Origin of the sequence: Alteromonas sp. V450, from assembly GCF_001885075.1 — a bacterium.
GTDB lineage: Bacteria > Pseudomonadota > Gammaproteobacteria > Enterobacterales > Alteromonadaceae > Alteromonas.
Map to the genome: position 1 here is coordinate 938463 of NZ_MODU01000004.1, position 21757 is coordinate 960219.

At 43.6% G+C, this 21757-nt stretch carries 18 protein-coding genes and 1 tRNA gene; 14 read left to right on the forward strand and 5 right to left on the reverse strand.

The window, feature by feature from the left end:
• Window positions 1–42 precede the first annotated feature (42 nt).
• The 8 genes from ftsH to BK026_RS04135 all read left to right on the forward strand — a co-directional run bounded on the left by ftsH (window position 43) and on the right by BK026_RS04135 (window position 8753).
• Window positions 43–1989 carry an ATP-dependent zinc metalloprotease FtsH gene (ftsH, locus tag BK026_RS04100; protein ID WP_071814665.1) on the forward strand — a complete coding sequence of 649 codons (1947 nt, stop codon included), beginning with the start codon at window positions 43–45 and terminating at the stop codon, window positions 1987–1989.
• Between the two features lie 120 nt (window positions 1990–2109).
• A complete protein-coding gene (gene folP / locus BK026_RS04105; RefSeq protein ID WP_071817483.1) occupies window positions 2110–2934 on the forward strand; it encodes a dihydropteroate synthase in 825 nt (274 codons plus the stop codon).
• Between the two features lie 9 nt (window positions 2935–2943).
• Window positions 2944–4287 carry a phosphoglucosamine mutase gene (gene glmM, locus BK026_RS04110; RefSeq protein WP_071814666.1) on the forward strand — a complete coding sequence of 448 codons (1344 nt, stop codon included), beginning with the start codon at window positions 2944–2946 and terminating at the stop codon, window positions 4285–4287.
• A gap of 96 nt (window positions 4288–4383) precedes the next feature.
• Window positions 4384–5127, forward strand: a complete 744-nt coding sequence (tpiA, locus tag BK026_RS04115) for a triose-phosphate isomerase (RefSeq protein WP_071814667.1) — start codon at window positions 4384–4386, stop codon at window positions 5125–5127.
• A 10-nt stretch (window positions 5128–5137) separates the two neighbouring features.
• Window positions 5138–5551: a preprotein translocase subunit SecG gene (secG, locus tag BK026_RS04120; RefSeq protein WP_071814668.1), complete on the forward strand. Its 414-nt coding sequence runs from the start codon at window positions 5138–5140 to the stop codon at window positions 5549–5551.
• A gap of 10 nt (window positions 5552–5561) precedes the next feature.
• Window positions 5562–5647 (forward strand) — tRNA-Leu (locus BK026_RS04125).
• 456 nt (window positions 5648–6103) lie between these two features.
• Window positions 6104–8398, forward strand: a complete 2295-nt coding sequence (locus BK026_RS04130) for a GGDEF domain-containing phosphodiesterase (protein WP_071814669.1) — start codon at window positions 6104–6106, stop codon at window positions 8396–8398.
• A gap of 196 nt (window positions 8399–8594) precedes the next feature.
• Entirely contained in the window at window positions 8595–8753 is a 159-nt protein-coding gene (locus BK026_RS04135) for a YqaE/Pmp3 family membrane protein (RefSeq protein WP_071814670.1), read from the forward strand.
• Between the two features lie 112 nt (window positions 8754–8865).
• Here the strand turns inward: BK026_RS04135 and BK026_RS04140 are convergent, their stop codons facing one another.
• The 3 genes from BK026_RS04140 to BK026_RS04150 form a co-directional block, all read right to left on the reverse strand.
• Entirely contained in the window at window positions 8866–9321 is a 456-nt protein-coding gene (locus tag BK026_RS04140; RefSeq protein WP_071814671.1) for a hemerythrin domain-containing protein, read from the reverse strand.
• Between the two features lie 424 nt (window positions 9322–9745).
• Window positions 9746–11098, reverse strand: a complete 1353-nt coding sequence (gdhA, locus tag BK026_RS04145) for an NADP-specific glutamate dehydrogenase (protein WP_071814672.1) — start codon at window positions 11096–11098, stop codon at window positions 9746–9748.
• 7 nt (window positions 11099–11105) lie between these two features.
• On the reverse strand, window positions 11106–12734 hold the full coding sequence (locus tag BK026_RS04150; RefSeq protein WP_071814673.1) for a diacylglycerol kinase family protein: 1629 nt from the start codon (window positions 12732–12734) through the stop codon (window positions 11106–11108).
• 150 nt (window positions 12735–12884) lie between these two features.
• On the opposite strand from BK026_RS04150, the gene BK026_RS04155 reads away from it, so the two are divergent.
• Window positions 12885–13415, forward strand: coding sequence for a DUF2878 domain-containing protein (locus BK026_RS04155; protein ID WP_071814674.1), 531 nt, complete (start codon window positions 12885–12887; stop codon window positions 13413–13415).
• A gap of 19 nt (window positions 13416–13434) precedes the next feature.
• Window positions 13435–14139 (forward strand): SDR family NAD(P)-dependent oxidoreductase, encoded by a 705-nt coding sequence (locus BK026_RS04160; protein WP_071814675.1) that lies wholly within the window; start codon window positions 13435–13437, stop codon window positions 14137–14139.
• A gap of 57 nt (window positions 14140–14196) precedes the next feature.
• On the opposite strand, the gene BK026_RS04165 is transcribed toward BK026_RS04160, so the two are convergent.
• Both BK026_RS04165 and BK026_RS04170 read right to left on the reverse strand, forming a co-directional pair.
• Window positions 14197–15027 carry an HAD family hydrolase gene (locus tag BK026_RS04165; protein ID WP_071817484.1) on the reverse strand — a complete coding sequence of 277 codons (831 nt, stop codon included), beginning with the start codon at window positions 15025–15027 and terminating at the stop codon, window positions 14197–14199.
• Window positions 15028–15202: 175 nt separating this feature from the next.
• Window positions 15203–15793 (reverse strand): hypothetical protein, encoded by a 591-nt coding sequence (locus tag BK026_RS04170; protein ID WP_071814676.1) that lies wholly within the window; start codon window positions 15791–15793, stop codon window positions 15203–15205.
• A gap of 647 nt (window positions 15794–16440) precedes the next feature.
• Between BK026_RS04170 and BK026_RS04175 the strand changes: the two genes are divergently transcribed.
• The 4 genes from BK026_RS04175 to BK026_RS04190 all read left to right on the forward strand — a co-directional run bounded on the left by BK026_RS04175 (window position 16441) and on the right by BK026_RS04190 (window position 21740).
• Window positions 16441–17487 carry a DNA topoisomerase IB gene (locus BK026_RS04175; RefSeq protein ID WP_071814677.1) on the forward strand — a complete coding sequence of 349 codons (1047 nt, stop codon included), beginning with the start codon at window positions 16441–16443 and terminating at the stop codon, window positions 17485–17487.
• A 368-nt stretch (window positions 17488–17855) separates the two neighbouring features.
• Window positions 17856–19370, forward strand: a complete 1515-nt coding sequence (gene putP, locus BK026_RS04180) for a sodium/proline symporter PutP (protein ID WP_071814678.1) — start codon at window positions 17856–17858, stop codon at window positions 19368–19370.
• Between the two features lie 16 nt (window positions 19371–19386).
• On the forward strand, window positions 19387–20496 hold the full coding sequence (gene proB, locus BK026_RS04185) for a glutamate 5-kinase (RefSeq protein ID WP_071814679.1): 1110 nt from the start codon (window positions 19387–19389) through the stop codon (window positions 20494–20496).
• The gene (locus BK026_RS04190; protein WP_071814680.1) at window positions 20493–21740 is read left to right on the forward strand and encodes a glutamate-5-semialdehyde dehydrogenase; all 1248 of its coding nucleotides are present in this window, start codon (window positions 20493–20495) and stop codon (window positions 21738–21740) included. The genes proB and BK026_RS04190 overlap by 4 nt, the downstream gene beginning before the upstream one ends.
• Window positions 21741–21757: the final 17 nt, after the last annotated feature.

Genomic DNA, 21757 nt, shown 5'->3' on the forward strand with positions numbered 1-21757 from the left:
GTTGAATAAGCAAGCAATTCGGATTTAAAGAGGTTAGTAGCATTGAGCGATATGGCAAAAAATTTAATCTTATGGTTAGTTATCGCCGTTGTATTAATGTCAGTTTTTCAGAGCTTTTCACCAAGTGAATCTGCTCGTTCTCAAACTGACTACACAACGTTCTTAAGAGAAGCAGAACAAGGAAATATTCGCGAAGTCCGCATAAATAATAGCGGTGAAATTCGCGGTACAAAGCGTTCAGGCGATACCTTCCAAACATTTGTACCTTACTTCGACGATAAGTTAATTTCCGACTTAGTTAAAAATGACGTAAGGGTGTATGGTGAGCCACCAGAAGAGCAGTCTCTTCTAACATCTATCTTCATTTCATGGTTCCCCATGTTATTGCTTATTGGTGTATGGATTTTCTTCATGCGTCAAATGCAAGGTGGTGGCGGCCGTGGCGCTATGTCATTCGGTAAAAGCAAAGCACGTTTGCTTGGTGAAGATCAGATAAAAGTTACTTTTGCTGACGTTGCAGGTTGCGATGAAGCGAAAGAAGACGTGTCTGAACTGGTTGACTTCCTTCGCGACCCATCTAAATTCCAGAAGCTTGGGGGCAAAATTCCTAAAGGCGTGCTGATGGTTGGTCCTCCTGGTACAGGTAAAACGCTACTTGCAAAAGCCATCGCCGGAGAAGCGAAAGTTCCCTTCTTCTCGATTTCTGGTTCAGATTTCGTGGAAATGTTTGTAGGTGTAGGTGCATCACGTGTGCGCGACATGTTTGAGCAAGCGCGAAAAGCGGCACCCTGCATTATCTTCATTGATGAGATAGACGCGGTAGGCCGTCAGCGTGGAGCGGGTCTTGGTGGTGGACACGATGAACGTGAGCAAACGCTCAACCAAATGCTGGTTGAAATGGACGGTTTCGAAGGCCACGAAGGTATTATCGTTATTGCGGCAACAAACCGCCCTGATGTACTTGATCCTGCGCTACTTCGTCCAGGTCGTTTCGACCGCCAAGTTGTGGTTGGTCTTCCGGACATTCGCGGTCGCGAACAAATATTGAAGGTACACATTCGCAAAGTACCGGTTGCAGATAATGTTGACCCATCGGTTATTGCACGTGGAACCCCTGGGTTTTCTGGCGCCGACCTTGCCAACTTAGTAAACGAGGCTGCACTCTTCGCTGCACGAGGTAACAAACGTCTAGTTGCAATGGAAGAGTTTGAAAAGGCGAAAGACAAGATCATGATGGGCGCTGAGCGTAAATCTATGGTTATGTCTGAGGAAGAGAAAGTAAACACAGCGTACCACGAGGCTGGCCACGCAATCGTTGGTCGCTTAGTGCCTGAGCACGACCCAGTGTATAAAGTGTCTATTATTCCACGTGGTCGCGCTTTGGGTGTTACCATGTATCTACCAGAACAAGACAAATACAGCCAAAGCAAACAGGCGCTTGAAAGTATGATCTCAAGTTTGTACGGCGGTCGTATCGCTGAAGAGATGACGCTTGGAGCAGCGGGTGTAACTACTGGGGCATCTAATGACATCGAACGTGCATCGAGCATAGCACGCAAGATGGTTACCCAGTGGGGCTTGTCTGATAAAATGGGGCCACTTCTTTATGCTGAAGAAGAAGGCGAAGTGTTCATGGGACGTGGCACGTCAAACTCAATTCGCATGTCTAACCAAACAGCGTTAGCCATTGATGAAGAGGTTAAAGACATCATCAATCGCAACTATCAGCGCGCTAAAACTATCTTAGAGGACAATAGAGATATTTTAGAAGCGATGAAAGATGCGCTCATGAAATACGAAACCATTGATGCTAAACAAATTGATGATTTAATGAACCGTACTGAAGTACGTCCTCCATCGGATTGGGATGACAGAAAACCTTCTGATGGTGATAAGCCAAGCGGTGGTTCTCCTGTGCGTGAAGGCGAAATTACAAAAGACGACATTAACAAGTCGCCTGTTGGAAAGCCTGGTGACCTTCCAAGCTAACGCTTTATTTACTTAAAAAAACGCCAGTTATACTGGCGTTTTTTATTTGTGTACGCTTTTCATTATGTTTTTGGTAGTACAAAACGCAGTATTTATTTTTTAACGGTAGACAATTCATTTATGCAATTTGGTATTCACGAAATCGCGTTAACTAAGCCGCGTGTAATGGGTATTCTAAATGTAACACCCGATTCTTTTTCAGACGGAGGGGCGCACAGTTCGGTCCAACAGGCAGTAGATCATGCGTTACGCATGGTAGAAGCTGGTGCAGATTTTATTGATATTGGTGGCGAGTCTACTCGACCCGGTGCGCCTGATGTTGATCTTCAAGAAGAACTTGACCGCACCATTCCGGTTGTAGAAGCCCTATCTGCTGCATCTAACTGTGTAATATCCATCGATACAAGCAAAGCTGAGGTAATGACACAAGCGGTAAAAGCAGGGGCGGGTCTTATCAACGACGTACGCGCATTGCAAGAGCCGGGGGCTTTGCAGGCAGCAAGTAGGGCTCAGGTGCCGGTGTGTTTGATGCACATGCAAGGAAAGCCGCGCACTATGCAAAACAGCCCTCAGTATGCCGATGTAGTCAGTGAAGTTGCGCAGTTTCTTATTGCGCGAGCCAACGAATGTGAAGCCGCCGGTATCGCTAAAGAGAAAATCTTGTTCGACCCTGGTTATGGTTTTGGGAAATCGTTAGACCACAATTATGCCTTAGTGAAGTATTTGCCCAATATTATGGCGCTTGGTTTTCCTGTGTTAGTAGGTATGTCGCGCAAGTCGATGATAGGTAATTTACTTGATAGAAAAGTGGATGAGCGCTTGGCGGGCAGCATAAGCCTCGCTACAATTGTCGCCCAAATGGGGGCGCACATAATACGCGTACACGATGTCAAAGAAACAAAAGACGCAGTGAACATCGTACATAAGCTCACTACGATAAAATAAGGAAGAATAATGACGCAGCGCAAATATTTTGGTACCGACGGTATTCGCGGCAAAGTTGGTGAAAGCGATATCAATCCAGAGTTTGTGACCAAATTAGGATGGGCGGCAGGAAAGGTCTTGGCTGGCCGCGGCACGAATAAAGTGTTAATAGGCAAAGATACCCGAATTTCAGGCTATATGCTTGAATCCTCGTTAGAAGCAGGCTTATCAGCAGCAGGTATTGACATTGGTTTGCTAGGACCGATGCCAACGCCTGCCATCGCATATTTAACCAAGACCTTTCGCTCTGAAGCAGGTATTGTAATCAGCGCCTCGCACAATCCTTTTTATGACAACGGGATTAAGTTTTTTTCTGCACAAGGCTTCAAACTTGATGATGATATTGAGTTAGCAATTGAAGAAATGCTCGAGCGACCTATGACGTGCGTGGCGTCAGATAAGCTAGGTAAAGCTACGCGAATCAATGATGCAGCCGGTCGCTATATCGAGTTTTGTAAAGGCACTTTCCCATCAGAGTTGTCTTTGACCGGATTAATAATTGTCGTGGACTGTGCTCATGGGGCAACGTACCACATTGCTCCAAACGTGCTGCGTGAACTGGGGGCAACAGTTATTGAGTTGGGGACATCGCCAAATGGACTCAATATTAATGACGGCGTGGGTGCCACATCGATGGGTGCAATCGTCGATAAAGTAAAAGAAACCGGTGCAGACTTGGGCTTCGCACTAGATGGCGACGGCGATAGAATTATGATGGTCGATCATCTTGGGAATATTCTTGATGGCGACCAAATTGTATATATTATCGCGCGAGACGCCCTTAAAAACGGCAAAATGCAAGGCGGGGTTGTTGGTACATTGATGAGCAACCTGGGGCTTGAAAACGCACTAAGTAAGTTAGGCGTACCGTTTGTGAGAAGTAATGTTGGCGATAGGTATGTCATGGAGTTATTGCAACAAAAAGGGTGGGCTATCGGTGGAGAAAGCTCTGGACATATTCTCAATCTAAATATGAGCTCTACTGGAGACGGTATTGTTGCTGGTCTCCAAGTGCTTGCTGCTATGCTACGCTCGCATATGGACCTGCATGACTTAGCCAGTGGTTTTGACATGTATCCTCAAACGCTTATTAATGTTCGCTATGCCGATAAGGAAACTGATTACCTGGTTCATGCAGATGTTATGCAAGCAAAGTCAGAGGCAGAATCTGCGTTAGGCAAAACAGGCAGAGTATTGCTTCGAAAAAGTGGTACTGAGCCGCTGATCAGGGTTATGGTTGAATCTAACGACGAGCAGCAATCTGAGAAATGGGCAGAGCATATAGCGCAAACTGTTCGTAATCTCGCCAATTAGTTGGCGTAACAGGAAATTTTGCTATTTCTTCTTGTAACTTCTCAATTAAATAGTTAATATCACGCCCGCTTTGAAGACAGGGCTGAGGTCTACGCTGTGAGTGAAAATCTGAGAAAGCCATTCGTGGCTGGTAATTGGAAAATGAATGGAAACTTAGCGCTTGTTGCTGAGTTTAATGACAAACTTTCAGGCATAAAAAGCAATGCTGATATCGTAGTTTGTGCACCTTCGTTACTGTTACATGGCTTTAAGCCAAATGGATTTTCTATAGGCACCCAAGACGTCAGCCATTGTGATAACGGCGCCCACACTGGCGAGCTTTCGGTTGATTTGATAAAAGAGGCTGGTTGTCAATTTGCGATAGTTGGCCACTCGGAACGACGAGACAATCAAGGCGAGTCTAGTGAACTTGTTGCACTTAAAGCTAAGAAGTGCGTGAGTGCAGGCGTTGTACCAATTATCTGTGTAGGCGAACCTTTAGAAGTGCGCGAAGCGAATAACGTTGAGGCGTTTGTTGGCGAACAACTCGATGCATTGGTTAGCGAGCTTTCTGTGGAAGCGCTATCTAAAACGATAATTGCATACGAGCCAATTTGGGCTATTGGTACGGGTAAAACGGCCAGCCCTGAACAGGCGCAAGAAGTACACGAATTTATACGCACTTATTTTGCAAAAGTGAGTGTTGAACTAGCCCAGGGGCTTCGGATCCTTTATGGTGGAAGTGTTAAGCCGGATAACGCCGAGACACTTTTCGCGCAGCCCGATGTTGACGGTGGCCTAATAGGCGGCGCTAGTTTAAAAGCAGAAGATTTTATTTCAATTTGCCAAGCGGCAAACTGACGAGGTAATTATGATTTACGAAGTGCTATTAGTAGCATACTTGATTGTTGCGCTTTTACTTATTGGGTTTGTATTGATCCAGCAAGGTAAGGGTGCTGATATGGGCGCTTCATTTGGCTCTGGTGGTTCAAACACGGTATTTGGTTCATCGGGTTCAGGGAACTTCATGACTCGTACAACAGCAATTTTGGCGGGTTTGTTTTTCTTTATCAGCCTAACGCTGGGCGCTATGACGGCTAACCGCGAGAGCGCTGAAGACGAATGGAACAATCTTGAGGTTCCTGCTGTGACAGAGCCCGCAGTTGAACTACCTGCAGATCAGGACGTTCCAGTAGTAGAGCAATCAACTGAAAGCGATGTTCCTGTTACTCAGCCGTCTGATGATGTGCCAGCCACGGTAGACACTGAAGAGTCAGGTAACTAAAACAGTTTTAGCGGAAGTGGTGGAATTGGTAGACACGCCATCTTGAGGGGGTGGTGAGCTATGCTCGTGCGGGTTCAAGTCCCGCTTTCCGCACCAAATGAAAAGGCCAGCTATATAGCTGGCCTTTTTGTATTTTTTGACTATGTGCAATAAGATGCACGTGATACTGTTCTGCATAGATATTTTCCCACTCAGAAAGGCGCTGGTAAGTTTCCTAGCGAGATGTGGGAATGCAGCAATGGCCGTTTCCTTTCAAATTCCCAGAATGAAGCTAAGAAGCTTGCCAGACCTAGGCAGAGGGCGAGTTTAAAATATCCGTACTCTTTGTTGTGTCATCTTGATGTAGAACCACTATACCTGCGGTAACACGCCACGATTACGACCATCTTAACTCTCGCTGAGTGGGTAATGATCTATGCGGATTGGTATAATTGTAACAAAGCGTTAATTCCTCTTATTTACAGGGTGTTAGCCCTGTCTAAACTCATAATATTCGGCTATTCTTTTCAGCAATGTAAGCGAATTTACACACACTATTGACGGAGCAATACCGTGCAGAAAACGTTGAGTCAAAGTTTGTTCCAAACTTTATTACTAGGTATTGTTATTGCCTCTTTACTGATAATTGGTGCGGTGTGGCGCTCAGCAAATTCGCTAGTTGTCGAGAATATTGACCATGACATTGCGCTGGCGGAAAAAGTATTCGATAGAGTAGTAGAAGACCGTCAGGCCGTTATAAGAAGCGTTTCTAATGTATTGTTACGTTCCTTTGATTTTAGAAGAGCTGTTGGGACTGATGACATTCCCTCAATAGAGGCTGCGCTGACTAGCTACGCGCAGCGCTTAAACACTGACATAATTGCATTAGTAACGTTAAATCACGAAGTGAAAGCGAGCCAAACCGATCTTTTTGAGGTAGGCCAAACTTTACAAAGCAGTATGGCGCTGGTTGCAAAAAAGCAAGATCACGGCCTCTTTGTCGTTGATGGTCGTCTTATTCAATTAAACCTGTACCGCGTAGAAATTCCCACGCTTCGATACTACATGATAATCGGCACCGAGTTTGATGCGACCCTGCTAGATGAACTTAAAGCCTTAGTCGGGGCAGATATCATTGTTTCCGACAAAAATACCCATGCAGTACTGTCTTCTACGCTAAGCAGCATGGCCGCCACAGAAGTCGTACTTTCAGAAGGTGACCCCTCTTGGTCAGATGTAACGTTTAAGGATAAGCTCACGTACATAAAACGCGAGGTAAAGTTTGCTAATGACGGCAGTAGCCCGGTTGAAATAACCTTGGCGGTAGATACAACTTCAGCATTTGATGCCTTTACAAAAATTCAGATAACCATACTAACGTTTGCTATTTTAGCTATTTTCATTGCTCTTGGCCTTTCTCTGTTACTCGCCCGAAACGTCAGTCAACCCGTGTCAAAACTTGTTAAGGCAGTAAACGAGGTGGCGTCTGGCTCTTATGGGGTGGCATTAGAAAAGACATCAAAACTGAAAGAAATATCAGCGTTAGCAAATGCAGTAGACAGCATGCAGGCTAGTATCAAGAGTCGTGAAAAGCATATTCGCTATCAGGCGGAACACGATGTACTAACCGGGTTGTTTAACCGCAACTTTGTTGAGGGTTTTTTTGAGGCGGAAATAGAACGTGGAAACCATATACAGGTAATTGCAATCACTGTTATTGGATTTCGAACAATCAATGATTTGTACGGATATTCGAATGGTGATAATACGCTAAAAGCACTCGCAGAACGACTACAGCGGTGGCCAGGAACCGCTGCGCGTTTGGCCGGCGGAGAGATTTTATACATATCTCACGATTCTTTAAATGATGACCAGCTAGAAACGTTGCGTCACATCTTAGAGCAGCCTGTCGAGAGTAATTTAATTGCTATACCCGTCAAAGTCGCTATGGCCGTAATCGAATGTCCTACCGATGCAGCAAGCTCTGAAGAATTGTTCAGAAAAATGAACATTGTGACTGATGAAGCAATTCACAGTGATATTTGGTGCGTGCGCTATCGCACTGATTTAGAAGACAGGTATAACCGACGCTTGGCAATTACCACCGAGCTAAAACGCGCCCTAGCAAGTCAACAGAACGAACTTTCAATGGTATATCAGCCCAAGGTTGATTTAACAACGATGAAAGTGTGCAGTATGGAAGCACTTATCCGCTGGAATAATAGTCAGCTTGGGTTTGTTCCACCTGATGAGTTTATTACAATTGCAGAGCAGGCGGGGCTCATTGAGCAGGTCACTACTTGGGTCATGAAACAAACCATTGATGATTTGGCAGACTTTCGTCAAAAGGGCTACCAGTTTACCGTTGCAATGAATTTGTCTACGCAGGATATCCAAAACAAAGCGTTATTAAGCAAGTTAGTTTCGTTGCTCACGGAAAAAGGCCTTTCTCCTAATGCGCTAGAACTTGAAATAACTGAAAGTGATCTTGTTGCTGATGCGTCTTTGGCAATAGAAAATCTGAATGGTTTGACGCAGCGAGGCTTTCAATTTGCCATCGATGATTTTGGCACCGGTTATTCTTCATTGGCCTATTTAAAAAACCTACCTGTTAAAACGATAAAAATAGACAAGAGTTTTATACTTTCTCTGGCCACTGATGAAAATGATCAGCAAATAGTTCATATGGTGCTAAGTTTGGCGAACGTGTTTAATTTAAAGGTTGTAGCCGAAGGTGTGGAAGATGAAGCCTCTATGCAAATATTAAAAGAGTGGGGGTGTGATATTGCACAAGGTTACTATTTAAGTCGACCGCTGAATAAAGCTGACTTGGAAGTATGGTTGCAACACTCAACTTATGGCGAATAGCATTTATCAATAATAATCCTTATCGTTTACACAAGGTTGTGTAAATAGATATTTTGACTCAACCATTGTGTTTGGCATTTTGATTGCAACAAAAACAAATAAGGTGAGCAAGCGGCCGTTTCGCTGAGGATTTTCACCATTAATTGGGTATTTTACTCAGTGCGTTGCGAAATTACTTCAAAAAAAGGAAATTATTATGGATATCATTCGAATTCTACTTTCAATTTTATTACCACCTCTTGGCGTATTTTTGCAAGTTGGGCTTGGTGCACATTTCTGGATTAACATCTTGTTGACTATTCTCGGTTATTTCCCAGGTGTTATTCACGCGGTTTATATTATCGCCAAAAAGTAGTCTGCTAAAAGCGCGTGAGACAAAGCCATGCGTTGTTTTTATCAGAGAAAAGTGAAAAAAGTAAAGCCAGCTATTAAGCTGGCTTTTTAATGCGATTTTTCAATAGCGTTTATTAAGCTGTAGCCTTTTGTTCACGACACTCTTGTTTCATCTCATTTTGATACTCATCAGCCAGCTTTGATTTTTGGCGATCATTCAAAACGTTGCCCGCTACTTGAAAAAACTCTTGCTCTTCATCGGCAAGGTGGTGTTCAACTTTCTCTTGAAGGCTCTTTAAATGGCGTAGCCAAGCGGGAGAGCTCATATCCGTATCGTCTAGTTTCGCAAGTAATTCGTCTATTTCATGATGTTCCGCAATGCCATGGCGTGTTAAATCAACAGTAGCGTCTTTCTCTAAAAGGTGAGAATAAAAATGACGTTCCTCTGCAATGGCGTGACTTTCAAGCTGAGTTTTAAGCTCAGCATAATACTCACGTCTAGCTGCTGTATTACCGCTAGTTTCAGCTAAAATTTTCAATAGAAGACGCTGTTTCTCATGGTCTTGTCGAAGTGCTTCAAAAATTTTCATGGGAAGTTCCTTATCAAAGTATTAAAAAATAACACTAGGGTTAATGCTATTTTTATTCCAAAGATCTTATGTATCCTACATATTGAAATTATTAGCTTTTTTACTGAAACTGATGTTGTAGTAGGCGAGAGCAGAGAATGATAGGAGCAAATTTTACATAGCTGTTGGCGATAAATTCACGGCGCTGTGGCCATAAATTTATCGATAATTAGAAAAAAACCGTAAGACCGAGGTGTATTGTATCAACTCGCATAGATATCTGACCGTTCAGAACGCTGGCCAGGCCTTCGCGGAAGGCGAGTTGAAAACGTCCGTACTCATTGTTACGTCACCTTGATGTAGAACTACCATATCTGCAGTAACACGCCGCGAGTACGAACATTTTAACGCTCGCTGTGTGGGTAATAATCTATGTGGATTGGTATCAAACGCCTTGTGCAACCATAGCGTCTGCGAGTCGCCGAAATGCAGCAATATTGGCGCCCTTCATGTAGTCAATATAATGGTTTTCATCACCCACGCTTTTTCCTTCGTCAACGCATCGCTGATGAATGCTTTCCATAATGGCGTACAACTGATCGTCAAGCACATTTGCTTTTCTTTGATTGAACATGGCATTTTGGCTCATTTCTAGTCCCGATAAAGCAACCCCACCAGCATTGGATGCCTTGCCCGGCACATAAACTATTTTGGCATCTAAAAAGAGAGTTTGTGCTTTATTTGTGCAGGGCATGTTCGCTCCCTCTAACACCATTTTACAGCCGTTGTCGAGCAGCGCTTTCGCATCGTCTTCAAGCAATTCATTTTGTGTTGCACACGGTAAAGCAATATCACATTTTAAATGCCACGGCTTCTTGTCGCTTACCCATTCGCCCATGTTTTTATCAGCCATGTCTGTTAATACATTTTCGCGATTGGCATGGTTATCTATAGCCCATTTTAATGCCTTATCTGTAAACCCTTCTGCAGCGTGTAAAAGCCCTCGGCTGTTTGAAAGCGATATTACCTTTCCACCTTTTTCAACTGCCTTTAGTGCTGCATGAAGCGCTACGTTTCCAGCGCCAGATACCGTAATGGTTTTGCCTTCAATCTCAGTGTTTTTTTGCTTACAAACCGCTTCTAAAAAGTAGACTAAACCAAAGCCTGTAGCTTCGGTACGTACATAGCTTCCACCAAATTCTAAACCTTTACCTGTTAACACACCTTCGAACCTATTATTCAACCTGCGATATTCACCGTAGAGGTAGCCTATTTCACGCGCACCTACGTTAATGTCGCCAGCGGGTACATCGGTATTGGCACCTATGTGTCGCTGAAGTTCACGCATGAAAGCTTGGCAAAATAACATAATGTCTCGGTCTGACCGACCTTTAGGGTTAAAGTCGGACCCACCTTTACCACCGCCCATAGGAAGGCCCGTCAGGGCATTTTTAAAGCATTGCTCAAAAGCCAAAAATTTAAGCACTGATAGGTTAACGGTATGGTGAAAGCGCAAACCGCCTTTATATGGGCCCATAGCTGAGTTGTGTTGAACTCGCCATCCTTGATTAATTTCAACATTACCTTCACTGTTCATCCACGAAACGGTGAAATAGATAATGCGCTCCGGCATACAAATGCGTTTTACAATATCAAAAGCCTTATAGACTTCGTTCGCGTTATAAATAGGTACAATATCTTCAAGTACTTCATGTACAGCTTGTAGATACTCGGTTTCATCAGAGAACTTTTCATTTAAGAAAGTATAGATTTCTTCAAAATTACTTTTTTGAGCCATGTACTACTTAGTCCTTTTCTTCAAAATTAGTGAATACGGTAAGACTTCGTGGGCATGTTTCTATGACAAGCTTATTGCCCTCGTAAATTTCACCGTCTACAGCGTAGGCTGTAGGTTTGTCGAAAGTAAGTGTTATACGTGTTGCGCGTTCATGACGTATGGATTGTGATTGTTTTTTGGCTTCTGCGGGGCTTAATACGAGTTCTGCCAGTGATGCGAACTGCCTATCAGAGCTGGGCTGAGGCAATAACCACGTTAAATCGAGTTTGCCATCGGTTATATCCGGTGGCTCTGCACCCTGAGCAAGGGCGGTGGTCATAGGGGCGGCGTTTGCTATTACGAAACTAGGCGTCTCTAGCGTTTCAACTGGCCCGTCGTCTTTTGCTACTTCAAAGGTCATGTTTTCATTATTTGAAATGGCATTCCATAACCCTTTTAAATAGGCAAACTGACCACCCATGTTTTTTTCTTCTCTGTCGGCAGCAGAGATCATTTTTTCTTCGAAGCCCACTGCCGCCACCAAAAGCATAACGTGGTCGTTACACCGCGCTGTATCAATAGACAGGGTATTGCCCTCTATTATAATGTCGCAAGCCGTACTTATCGGCATTACCTTGCTGATGTAGCCGTGTAGTACTTGGCTTAACGCGTTGGCCGTGCCAAACGGAATAATTCCCATAGTGATGTCAGTATTTACTAAGGCCGATGCGACCTCGGTTAACGTACCGTCCCCGCCACATGCGATAACAATATGTGCGCCATTTTTTTTCGCTTGCTCTGCCAGTGCCTTACCATCTACCTCAGGTGTGGTTTCCTTAACGGTGACTTCGAATTTCTCGTTAAGTCTAGAGAGTACTTCGTTTCGGTATTGTGCCCATTTACCACCACCTGCAACGGGGTTAACGATGAGCGTTAGCTTTTTCTGCAATGACAGCAAACCGCCATCCCTTACTTCTTGAAGAGACGCTAACTGACGTTTATTAAGTCTTGCGGTTTGACGAATTTGATTGATTTGGCTTAGTGCTTCATCTACCGATAGCTCAGGGTTTTTTGCCAACAGGTATGCGGCAACCACTAATACGGAGCGGCCTCGCCCAAGTGCGCAATGTACAACAACATTTTTGCTCTCAGATATCTGCTGATTTAGCCAATTGATGGCAAGCACAAGTTGCTCTGGTGTAGGGCTGGTGTGATCGAGCACGGGTACGTTCAAATAGCGGTAGTCTTCCTGATAAGCTGTCCAGTCTAGGCCGTCAAATTCGGCGGTTACATCTAAAATTGCATCAATATGGTTTTCATTTAGAAGTTCAACATGCTTACTTGACATGCGACAAGCAAGATATAAGTTAGGCTCAATCTTTTGGAGTGGGGGAACCTTGTCAGTTCTACGTGCATATTCGTTATAAAGCCACGAGCCAAATAAGAAGGGCACAAATACCCACCGAATATAAAAGGGAATTGACCCATCTTCGCGCTTACGAAACAGGCTCGGAAAATTCAGTAAATAAGCGCTGCTCACCGCGATAAGCGAAAATGCAGTCCAACCGCATAACACTTTTAGCACTATTGTTGGTACCGTTAGCGTTAGCGCTAATGCCAATAACGCGCCTAGTACGTAATACTTCACCATTTTCACGATTAACACATCCTTTGTAATTGGAAAGAGCAAACAGTCTATGCATAAATACTGGTGGTAGTGTGTTTTCGTTTACTTTTGTAAATTTAGATTTGAACTATCACTTATCAGTTAACGTATGCGTTGATATAGAAAACATGAGCGTTTGTAATGAAAAATACTGCAGTTCTGAAAGTTGTTAACTTTGCGTGGTTTCAAGGAATATGGTGGTTAGTCATCTTGTTTCAAAATAGTGCTGTAATCCCTGTATTGGCGCTTATTGGCATATGGATTTTCATTTCCCCAAAGCGCGTAGAAGATATCAAATTGATGAGTGCAGTATTCGTGCTTGGCACCGTCGTTGACGCCTTACTCACATTAAGTGGGTTGTTTATTTTCGACGAATCTGAAGTGCTGATAAGTTTTTGGCCTATTCCTATTTGGCTGAGCTTGCTATGGGCGGCATTTGCAGGAACGGTTTATCACAGCTTAACTGCGTTTAACGGCCGAATGGTTATCGCCGCAATTGGCGGTGCAGTATTTGCGCCCCTGAGTTATATAGCCGGTGCTAAATTTGGTGCAGTCGAATTGGGTACAAGTATGCTACGCGCTTATATTTTCATTGCTCTAGTGTGGAGTGTAATGTTTCCGCTGTGTTTTTATTTATCCAACCGTTTTGAGGCAAAGCAAGCCCAAGCGTAATTGCAAGGAGTGTAATGGCATGACAAAAAACGTCTTAGTAACTGGTGGCAACAGAGGCATTGGCCTTGAAATAGTGAAAGGCATGCTTTCAAAGGGTTATAAAGTGTTGATGGGGTGCCGTGACGAAGAGGCAGGCCTGGAAGCAAAAAAGGATATTGTAGGAGGGGATTTACATATCATAGAAATGCCCCTTGATAATGAAACGGCCATTGTCGATGCGTTCGTGCGTGCTGAAGCCGTGTATGGTCCTATTGATATTCTTATTAACAACGCCGGCATTTTAGACGACACCAACTGGAAAGAGGTTGATGCTGAACGTTTAACTAAATCGATGCAGGTGAATGTGAATGCGCCACTAACGCTTATTCAGCAGACATTACCGCAAATGATTGAGCGAGGATTTGGGCGTATAATTAATGTAAGTTCGAGTTACGGCAGTTTCGCCGAGGGGTTGAAAGGACCCTTATGTTATGCAGTGTCGAAGGCAGCAATAAACGCGCTTACCGTTAAGATGGCAGCCGTTGTTGATGAAGCCGCAAATGACAAAAGCCTGGACGTAACGGTGAATAGTATGACGCCTGGCTGGGTGCATACACGGATGGGGGGTACTGATGCACCTAAAACCCCTGAAGAAGGAGCCGATACAGCAATATGGCTAGCTACTATGGAAAAAGGTGGGCCGAATGGTAAATTTTTTAAAGATAGGGCGCCAATTGAATGGTAGCTTAACGCACATTACAACGCAGCTACCACCCACTTTGCTATTATTTTGATACGCTGATTAGAGCGAGAATCGTTCTCTTAAAAAGTGAGCGATTCCATCTTCATCGTGGTGCCCGATAACAGACGTAGCGACGTCTTTAACGTAGGGCTTTGCGTTAGAGGGCGCATACGCTTCATCAGCAAGTTCAAACATACTTAGGTCATTATCGCTATCGCCAAACACAATAACGTTACTTGCTTTAAGCTGTTTACGTAACAGTGATACCGCGCTCCCCTTATTGGCAAGGTTGTGATGAACATCCATCCAGCGATACTCGTTTCCTTCGATAGCTGGGCCGGAATAAGCGATTAACGCCTCGTGCATGTTTAGTTGTTTATACATGTCGTAGACAAGCGCAGCATCACCAATCATACTTATATTCGTAATATGTGCATTGGCGGGTAGCGACTCGATTGGTGCTAGTCGCGCTTTGGTACGAGAAAAATATTTTTCAATTAAATTGCGCTCTACCAAATGCTTCGGCGATGAATGATAAATAACGTGTTCGTGGTTAGGGCTATCCATATTTACTGTATTGATAAACGGCGTTATGTTGTTGTTGATCGCGTGTTCAACGATAAGGTTAACTTCGCTAGGAGCCAACAGGTTTTCCAGTGTCAACGCATTACCAGAAGGGTCCCAAATCGCTACGCCGTTATTGTAAATATGCGGAAGTACAAAGGACTGACCTTTTAGCACGAATTGCGCGGAATGCATGGTGCGCCCTGTTGCTACCGTAAAAGCGATATCTTTTTCGCTTAGTAAGCCCAACGTGTCTTTTGTGAAGGCAGAAACTTCCGAGGACTTATTTAGTAAAGTCCCATCTAAATCAAAAAATATCAAATCCATACAGTTGGTGCCTAGTCTTTCTTTTAATGCTGCCGGCCAAAGCAATGGGGGTAATACACCCTTCATTCGGTGTATTACCTTTTAGCGCAATCAGCCCAGCTGGCTTTAAACTCAATAGCCATACCTTATCATATTCTATGTTTAAGCAGTGTTTCATATCATGTAATTAATCTTACTAACGAATCGATTCAACCACATTATCAGCATGCTGCTTTAACAGCTGAGACACTTCAGACGGAGATTGTGATTTTTTAAGGTTGATTACAAGTGCTACTTTACCGTAGCGAACCGCGTGTCTAACCGTTTGGATGACCTCGTTTCTATCAGGGCGCAAACCAATGAGGCCTGCGATGAATAGGCCTATAAACAAACCTGGGCTAATTAGTGCAATATAAGTAAACAATGGGTTGAGTTGGGTAAGCGCGGGGCCAAACTGGGTGAGTAAAAAAGCAACCACTAAACCAACAGCAACGCCCGCAGAGCCAAGAGCCAAATGAGACGACCACATACTTTTACCAATATCAGCACTATTTCGCTCGAGTTTCTCACTCATTTTTGGGTCGCCCGCCTCAACAATTTCTACCTGTGAAGCATCGATAGATGTTCGGTCTTGCACAACGTCGAGCGCTTCCTGAACTTTCTGTTTTGAAGCAAAGACAGCAGCCACCTGTAAGTTGTCGTTCGACACCACTTTAGCTCTTAAATTTTCGTAGTCATTAGTACTACCGTCTTTAGCGTTAGCATTTTTCGAATTTTCTACATTCATTTTAATCCCTCGACTTCTTACTTGGATTTTTAAATCAATCCGGTTCGTGCGTATCTCAAAGGCAGTTGGTCGTAGTAAATGCCTTTGCTACATATGTTCTTAAATAACCTGTAGTTATGTATTCAAGTAGTGTTCCTGAGATGGGTTAATGAAGTAATACTTTAGTGTAGATGAACGTTTGATCAGTTTTATGTTGTTGATATTAGGATTAATTTATAAAAACGTTAAATATGATTTAGTCACTCATTGTCGGCAATATTATTGCGAATAATAAAGTAGAGCTCCTTTGTGGCTAATGCCTATCGAAACACTGAATGCGACGATTGTGGTATTTTTACACACGTCGTGAAAAATCGTTATACCGTAAGCTATAGAACGTATTACCCCCATGGCACGCTTAAAATACGGCCACGACTTACTGATCATTTCTGGTCGAATACCTGTAACTTTTAATATTACACAGAAGCATAGATGCCACTGTCGCACGCACAACTGATGCCCAATATGTTTAAGCTAGGCGCTAAAGCGCTCTATAACGCATATCAAACGCTCGCTGAGTAAAGAAACCCTTTTTTACTATTGTGCTTAAACTAATGACGTTAATGCATTGATGATGCGGCAAATTGAAAGAAATGGAGTGAACGCGGATGAAACGGACGAAAGGCTTTTGCAATGTTTATTCTGATGATAGCCATCTTACGATAAGGCGAATTCACTGTGGTAACAAACGGTTTTATTATCGCTACAGCAGTGGAAAGAAAGTAACCGGCGAACGGGTGATTAAGCGCATTCGAAAGCTCGTTGTTCCGCCTAACTGGCGAGATACAGTATTTAGCCGCGATAGCAAAGCCAGTGTGCAAGCGGTTGGATACGATGAAAAAGGGCGTAAACAATATATCTATCACGACAAATGGCACGAGCAGCAGCAAGTTGAGAAATTTGAGCGCTTAGTTGCATTTGGTAGGGCGCTTCCTGAGTTTAGAGAATACTGTCTTTCTGCCATTTCACAGCCTTCTTGGACCTTGGAACGAGCATGCGCCCTCGTATGTTTATTGTTGGATTATACAGGAGCAAGAGTAGGTAATACGCAATACAGCAAGGAAAATAATACCTACGGCTTAACGACGCTACGCCGAAAACATGTTCAATCGCAATCTGACGATAGTGTAGAGCTTGCCTATGTTGGAAAACATGGCAAACCGAGAACATTGAAAGTAAACGACCCTGAACTTGCCGTGTTGGTGTGCGACTGCGCGCAGCAGCAAGGCTATTGTCTTTTTCGTTATCAAGACACCAGCAAACAGTGGCATGACGTTACCAGTGAAGATGTTAATGCCTTTATACACAAAAAGCTTGGTGACGCATACAGCTGCAAAGACTTCAGAACCTGGACGTCAAGTCGCTTCGCGTTATTAAACTTACCGTATGTTTTTGACGAAGTTAACCGTTCTAAAACAAAAAAATGGGTCAGCACACTTAGCAAAGTTGTTGCAGCAGAACTAGGCAATACTCCCATCGTTTGCAGGAAATATTATATTCATCCGAAACTATTTACTGTGAAAAATGACGAAAAGGCGTGTGAGAAGCTAATTAATCGGGTTCGCTCGCTACATAGTGAAGATTGTACGCAACTTACCCATTTACTGCCTGTAGAAAAGCTTCTTTTGGATGTTATTTCGTCTGAGTGCGCGTAACAAAGTATTTTTAATGAAAATGTTTTAGCTGATAGTAAAGTTGCTATTTTTTGCGACTTTTCAGCTAAAGTTAAATTGTTTCATAAATGACGTAGCGTTTTTAAGGTAATGAATAATAATGGGAATTTTGGATTTTATTAGCGTAATATGCTGTGAAACATGGTTGATGCTAATTTAAACATAAGTGCCCGTTAAACGATGTTGTTTAAAAATTGCACTTGAAATTTTCTGTCATATCTCTATATTGTTAGAGCTCTAATGATTATTGTTCGATTTAATTAATTTGCTTTTGAATTTGTAAGAGCAAAGGTTAAATGGCGTTTTCATTTACGAGTTTTCGAAGAGCAATAGAGGAAATAACGAACGTTATGCCAATGGAAAGTTACCTGTCACTTGCTGTGTACTTCATAGCGATGTTAGGGATAGGGTTGTTTGCTTACCGACAATCTACCAGTGATATTTCTGGTTACATTTTAGGAGGGCGCCAAGTAAGTCCCCAAGTTACTGCGCTTTCTGCGGGTGCGTCTGATATGTCTGGGTGGATGCTAATGGGTTTACCTGGCGCGATGTATTTAACCGGCTTCGACGCAGTTTATATTGCTATAGGGCTGGTTGCCGGTGCGTTAGCAAACTACTTATTTGTAGCACCAAAGCTTCGCGTTTACACCGAAGTAGCGAATGACTCGCTTACTGTTCCTGAGTTTTTTGCAAAGCGCTTCAACACGCCAAATTCAAGCCTTCGCATAGTTTCTGCGGTAATCATCGTGTTGTTTTTTACCTTGTACACGTCTGCTGGGTTAGTGGCTGGTGGTAAGTTATTTGAAAGCGCCTTTTCTGTAAATTACCAGTTGGGTTTATTTATTACGCTAGGCGTTGTTGTGTCGTACACACTTTTAGGCGGTTTCTTAGCAGTAAGCCTGACTGACTTTGTGCAGGGCTGCATTATGTTTGTAGCACTGGTATTAGTGCCAATTGTTGCGTTTACCGAGTTTGAGAGCATGTCGCAGATGACAAGTGCCGCTTACCAATCAGTACCCAATTTTTCTGAATCGTTAGAAACGCTAACGATTGTAGGGTTGCTATCGAGTTTGGGTTGGGGCTTAGGTTACTTTGGACAGCCGCATATTATTGTTCGATTTATGGCTATTCGGTCTGTTAACGCGGTGGGTACAGCGCGAAACATTGGCATGTCGTGGATGTTAGTAACCATCATTGGCGCATTGGCAACAGGGTTTGTAGGCATTGCTTATGCTAATCAGTTTGGGCTTGCTGTCGACGACCCAGAGACGATATTTATTATTTTCTCGCAACTGTTGTTTCACCCGCTTATTAGTGGATTTTTAATGGCAGCCATATTAGCCGCCATTATGAGTACAATTTCGTCGCAGTTGTTAGTTAGCGCAAGTTCGTTAACCGAAGATATTTACCGTGTAATGGTAAGTAAAAAGTCGCCAGAAAAATCGTTGAGCGAAAAGCAAACGGTAACAATTGGGCGATATGGTGTAGCAGGTGTTGCGGTGGTTGCATTGCTGTTAGCCATGGACGCGTCGAATACCATTTTATCTTTAGTAAGTAATGCTTGGGCCGGTTTTGGTGCCGCGTTTGGTCCATTAGTCCTATTTTGTCTGTATAAAAAAGACCTGACAGCAAAAGCGGCGATGGCGGGCATGGTCAGCGGTGCGGTAACTGTGCTGTTTTGGATTTATGCGCCAGTGTTAGCTGACGGTAAAACGTTAAGCAGCGTTATTTATGAAATTATTCCAGGGTTTGCGGTGAGTACGTTTACGCTTTTCATGGTGAGTCGCTTTAGCGAAAACCCATCAAAGAACGTACAAGCAACATTTGCGCAAGCCACTGAAGAATTAGCGAATCAACAATCTTAAGGTTAAAAAGTTTATTATGAGTCATCCTAATTGGAAACGCGTAGTCATCAAAGTAGGTAGCGCATTAATATCGCCCAACCAACAAGGTTGTAGCAGCCACTACCTCTTAAGTATTGCGCAATTTATCGTGCGATGCAGGGCCAACGGTACACAAGTTGTACTCGTGTCTTCTGGTTCTGTTGCAGCAGGTGCGCATCTGTTTCCAGAGCAAGAGAAGTCAGATATTGCGGTTAAAAAGGCAATGGCGGCAGCGGGTCAAACTGAAATGATCGCCACATGGGACAGACTGTTCGATTTTCCGTCTGCTCAGATGCTATTGACCCATGCTGACCTGCGAGATAGAGAGCGTTACGTGAGTATTCGTGAAACGATATTTAGTTTGTTAGACAACAACATTCTGCCTATCGTGAATGAAAACGATACCGTTACCACCGACAAATTGAAAGTGGGTGATAACGATAATCTATCGGCCATGGTGGCGTCGGCAGCTGAAGCAGATGCACTTATTATCTGTTCAGACATTGATGGGTTATACGACAAGAACCCGCATGAACATGATGACGCGAAATTGCTTAAGTCAGTTAATACCATTGACCAAAGCATTTACGACATGGCTGGTGGTGCGGTTAAAGGCGGTGTTGGCACCGGCGGTATGCGCACGAAGATTGAGGCGGCCGAAAAAGCCGTTTCGCATGGTATAGATACATATATTATTAACGGCTTCACTGAACTGTCGTTTAATATGCTGCTAGCCGGTGAAAACCCGGGCACGCATTTCGTACCTCATGCCAAGCCAATGCAGGAAAACGTGCATTGGATGCGCCATACGTCGAACGCGCAGGGCGAGGTAATAGTAGAAGGGGACTTTGATGCCTCTTTAGACAGCGACGCAGAGCAACTGACAAGTAGCGAAATTATAGACGTGAAAGGTGAGTTCTCGGTGGGCGACACTATTTTAGTACGTAAAGAAGACGGTACTAAACTGGTGAAAGCCAAGTCGAACTACAGTAGCTGTTTACTGAATTTTATTGCGAATCAGGAAAATGAAGAATTCGCCCATGAGTTTGAGGAAAAAACCGGGCCAATTATTTCTGATCAGCACATAGCAAATCTGGAGAAAGAATGAGCATTATTACAGAGTTAGCACAACAGGCAAAAAAAGCTGCACGTACACTGGCAATTTTAAGTGAGAGCCAGAAAAACGCGGTGTTAACTGATATGGCCGCGGCAATTCGTGCAAATAAAAGCAAAATTATTGAAGTAAACGAAAAGGAAGTAGCGCGCGCTAAAGAAAATAACTTAGACGCAGCGATGGTTGACCGCTTAATCCTTGACGATGAGCGCATTGAATCAATGGCTGAAGGGATCGAAGTTATTGTTAAACTTGATGATCCAGTGGGTAAAGAGCGCGTTATCGGTACACGTCCAAACGGTATTGAGATTAAGAAAATGCGCATACCGCTTGGTGTTGTGTGCATGATATATGAAGCACGACCTAATGTTACTGCCGACGCAGGCGCGCTGTGCTTTAAATCGGGCAACGCAGTAATATTACGCGGTGGTAAAGAAGCACTTGATACCAGCTTAGCTATTGCTGAGCTAATGCAAGACGTACTTGAAAAGCACAATTTGCCAAAAGCGCTGGTAACGGTTGTTCCGAATCCAGATCGCGCACTTATGCAAGAACTGATGGAACAACGCAACTACATTGATGTAATTATTCCTCGTGGTGGTGAAGGCCTTATTAACTATGTGACTGATAACGCTAAGGTGCCAGTTATTCAACACTTTAAAGGTGTGTGTCATCTTTATGTAGACAAAGATGCAAATTTAGATAAAGCGATGGCGCTACTTCTAAACGGTAAGACACAACGCACCGGCGTGTGTAATGCACTAGAAGGCTTAGTTGTGCATCAAGCGGTTGCAGGTGATTTTCTGCCAAAAGTGGCTGAGGCGTTTGTAGAAAAAGGCGTAAAGGTTCACGTTAACGAAAAAGGCAGCCAGTATTTTGAAGGCGCTAACGTCATTGCTGAAGATGCATACGGTGAAGAGTACCTTGGCCTGGAAATCGCAATTCGCGTAGTAGATGATTTTGACGCAGCCGTTGACCACATTGCACAGTTCGGTAGTAACCATACTGAAGTAATTTGTACTGAAGATGCTGAAAAAGGCAGGCTGTTCCAACGCGCGGTTGATGCAAGTGTTGTCATGGTGAACGCGTCTTCACGTTTTTCTGATGGCAGTCAGCTTGGATTAGGCGCTGAAATTGGTATTGCAACAACCAAGCTACATGCGTACGGCCCAATGGGTTTAGAATCGCTGACCTCAGAGAAATACTTAGTGAACGGTGAAGGTCAAATTCGCGACTAATAATAAGCGGTTTTAAC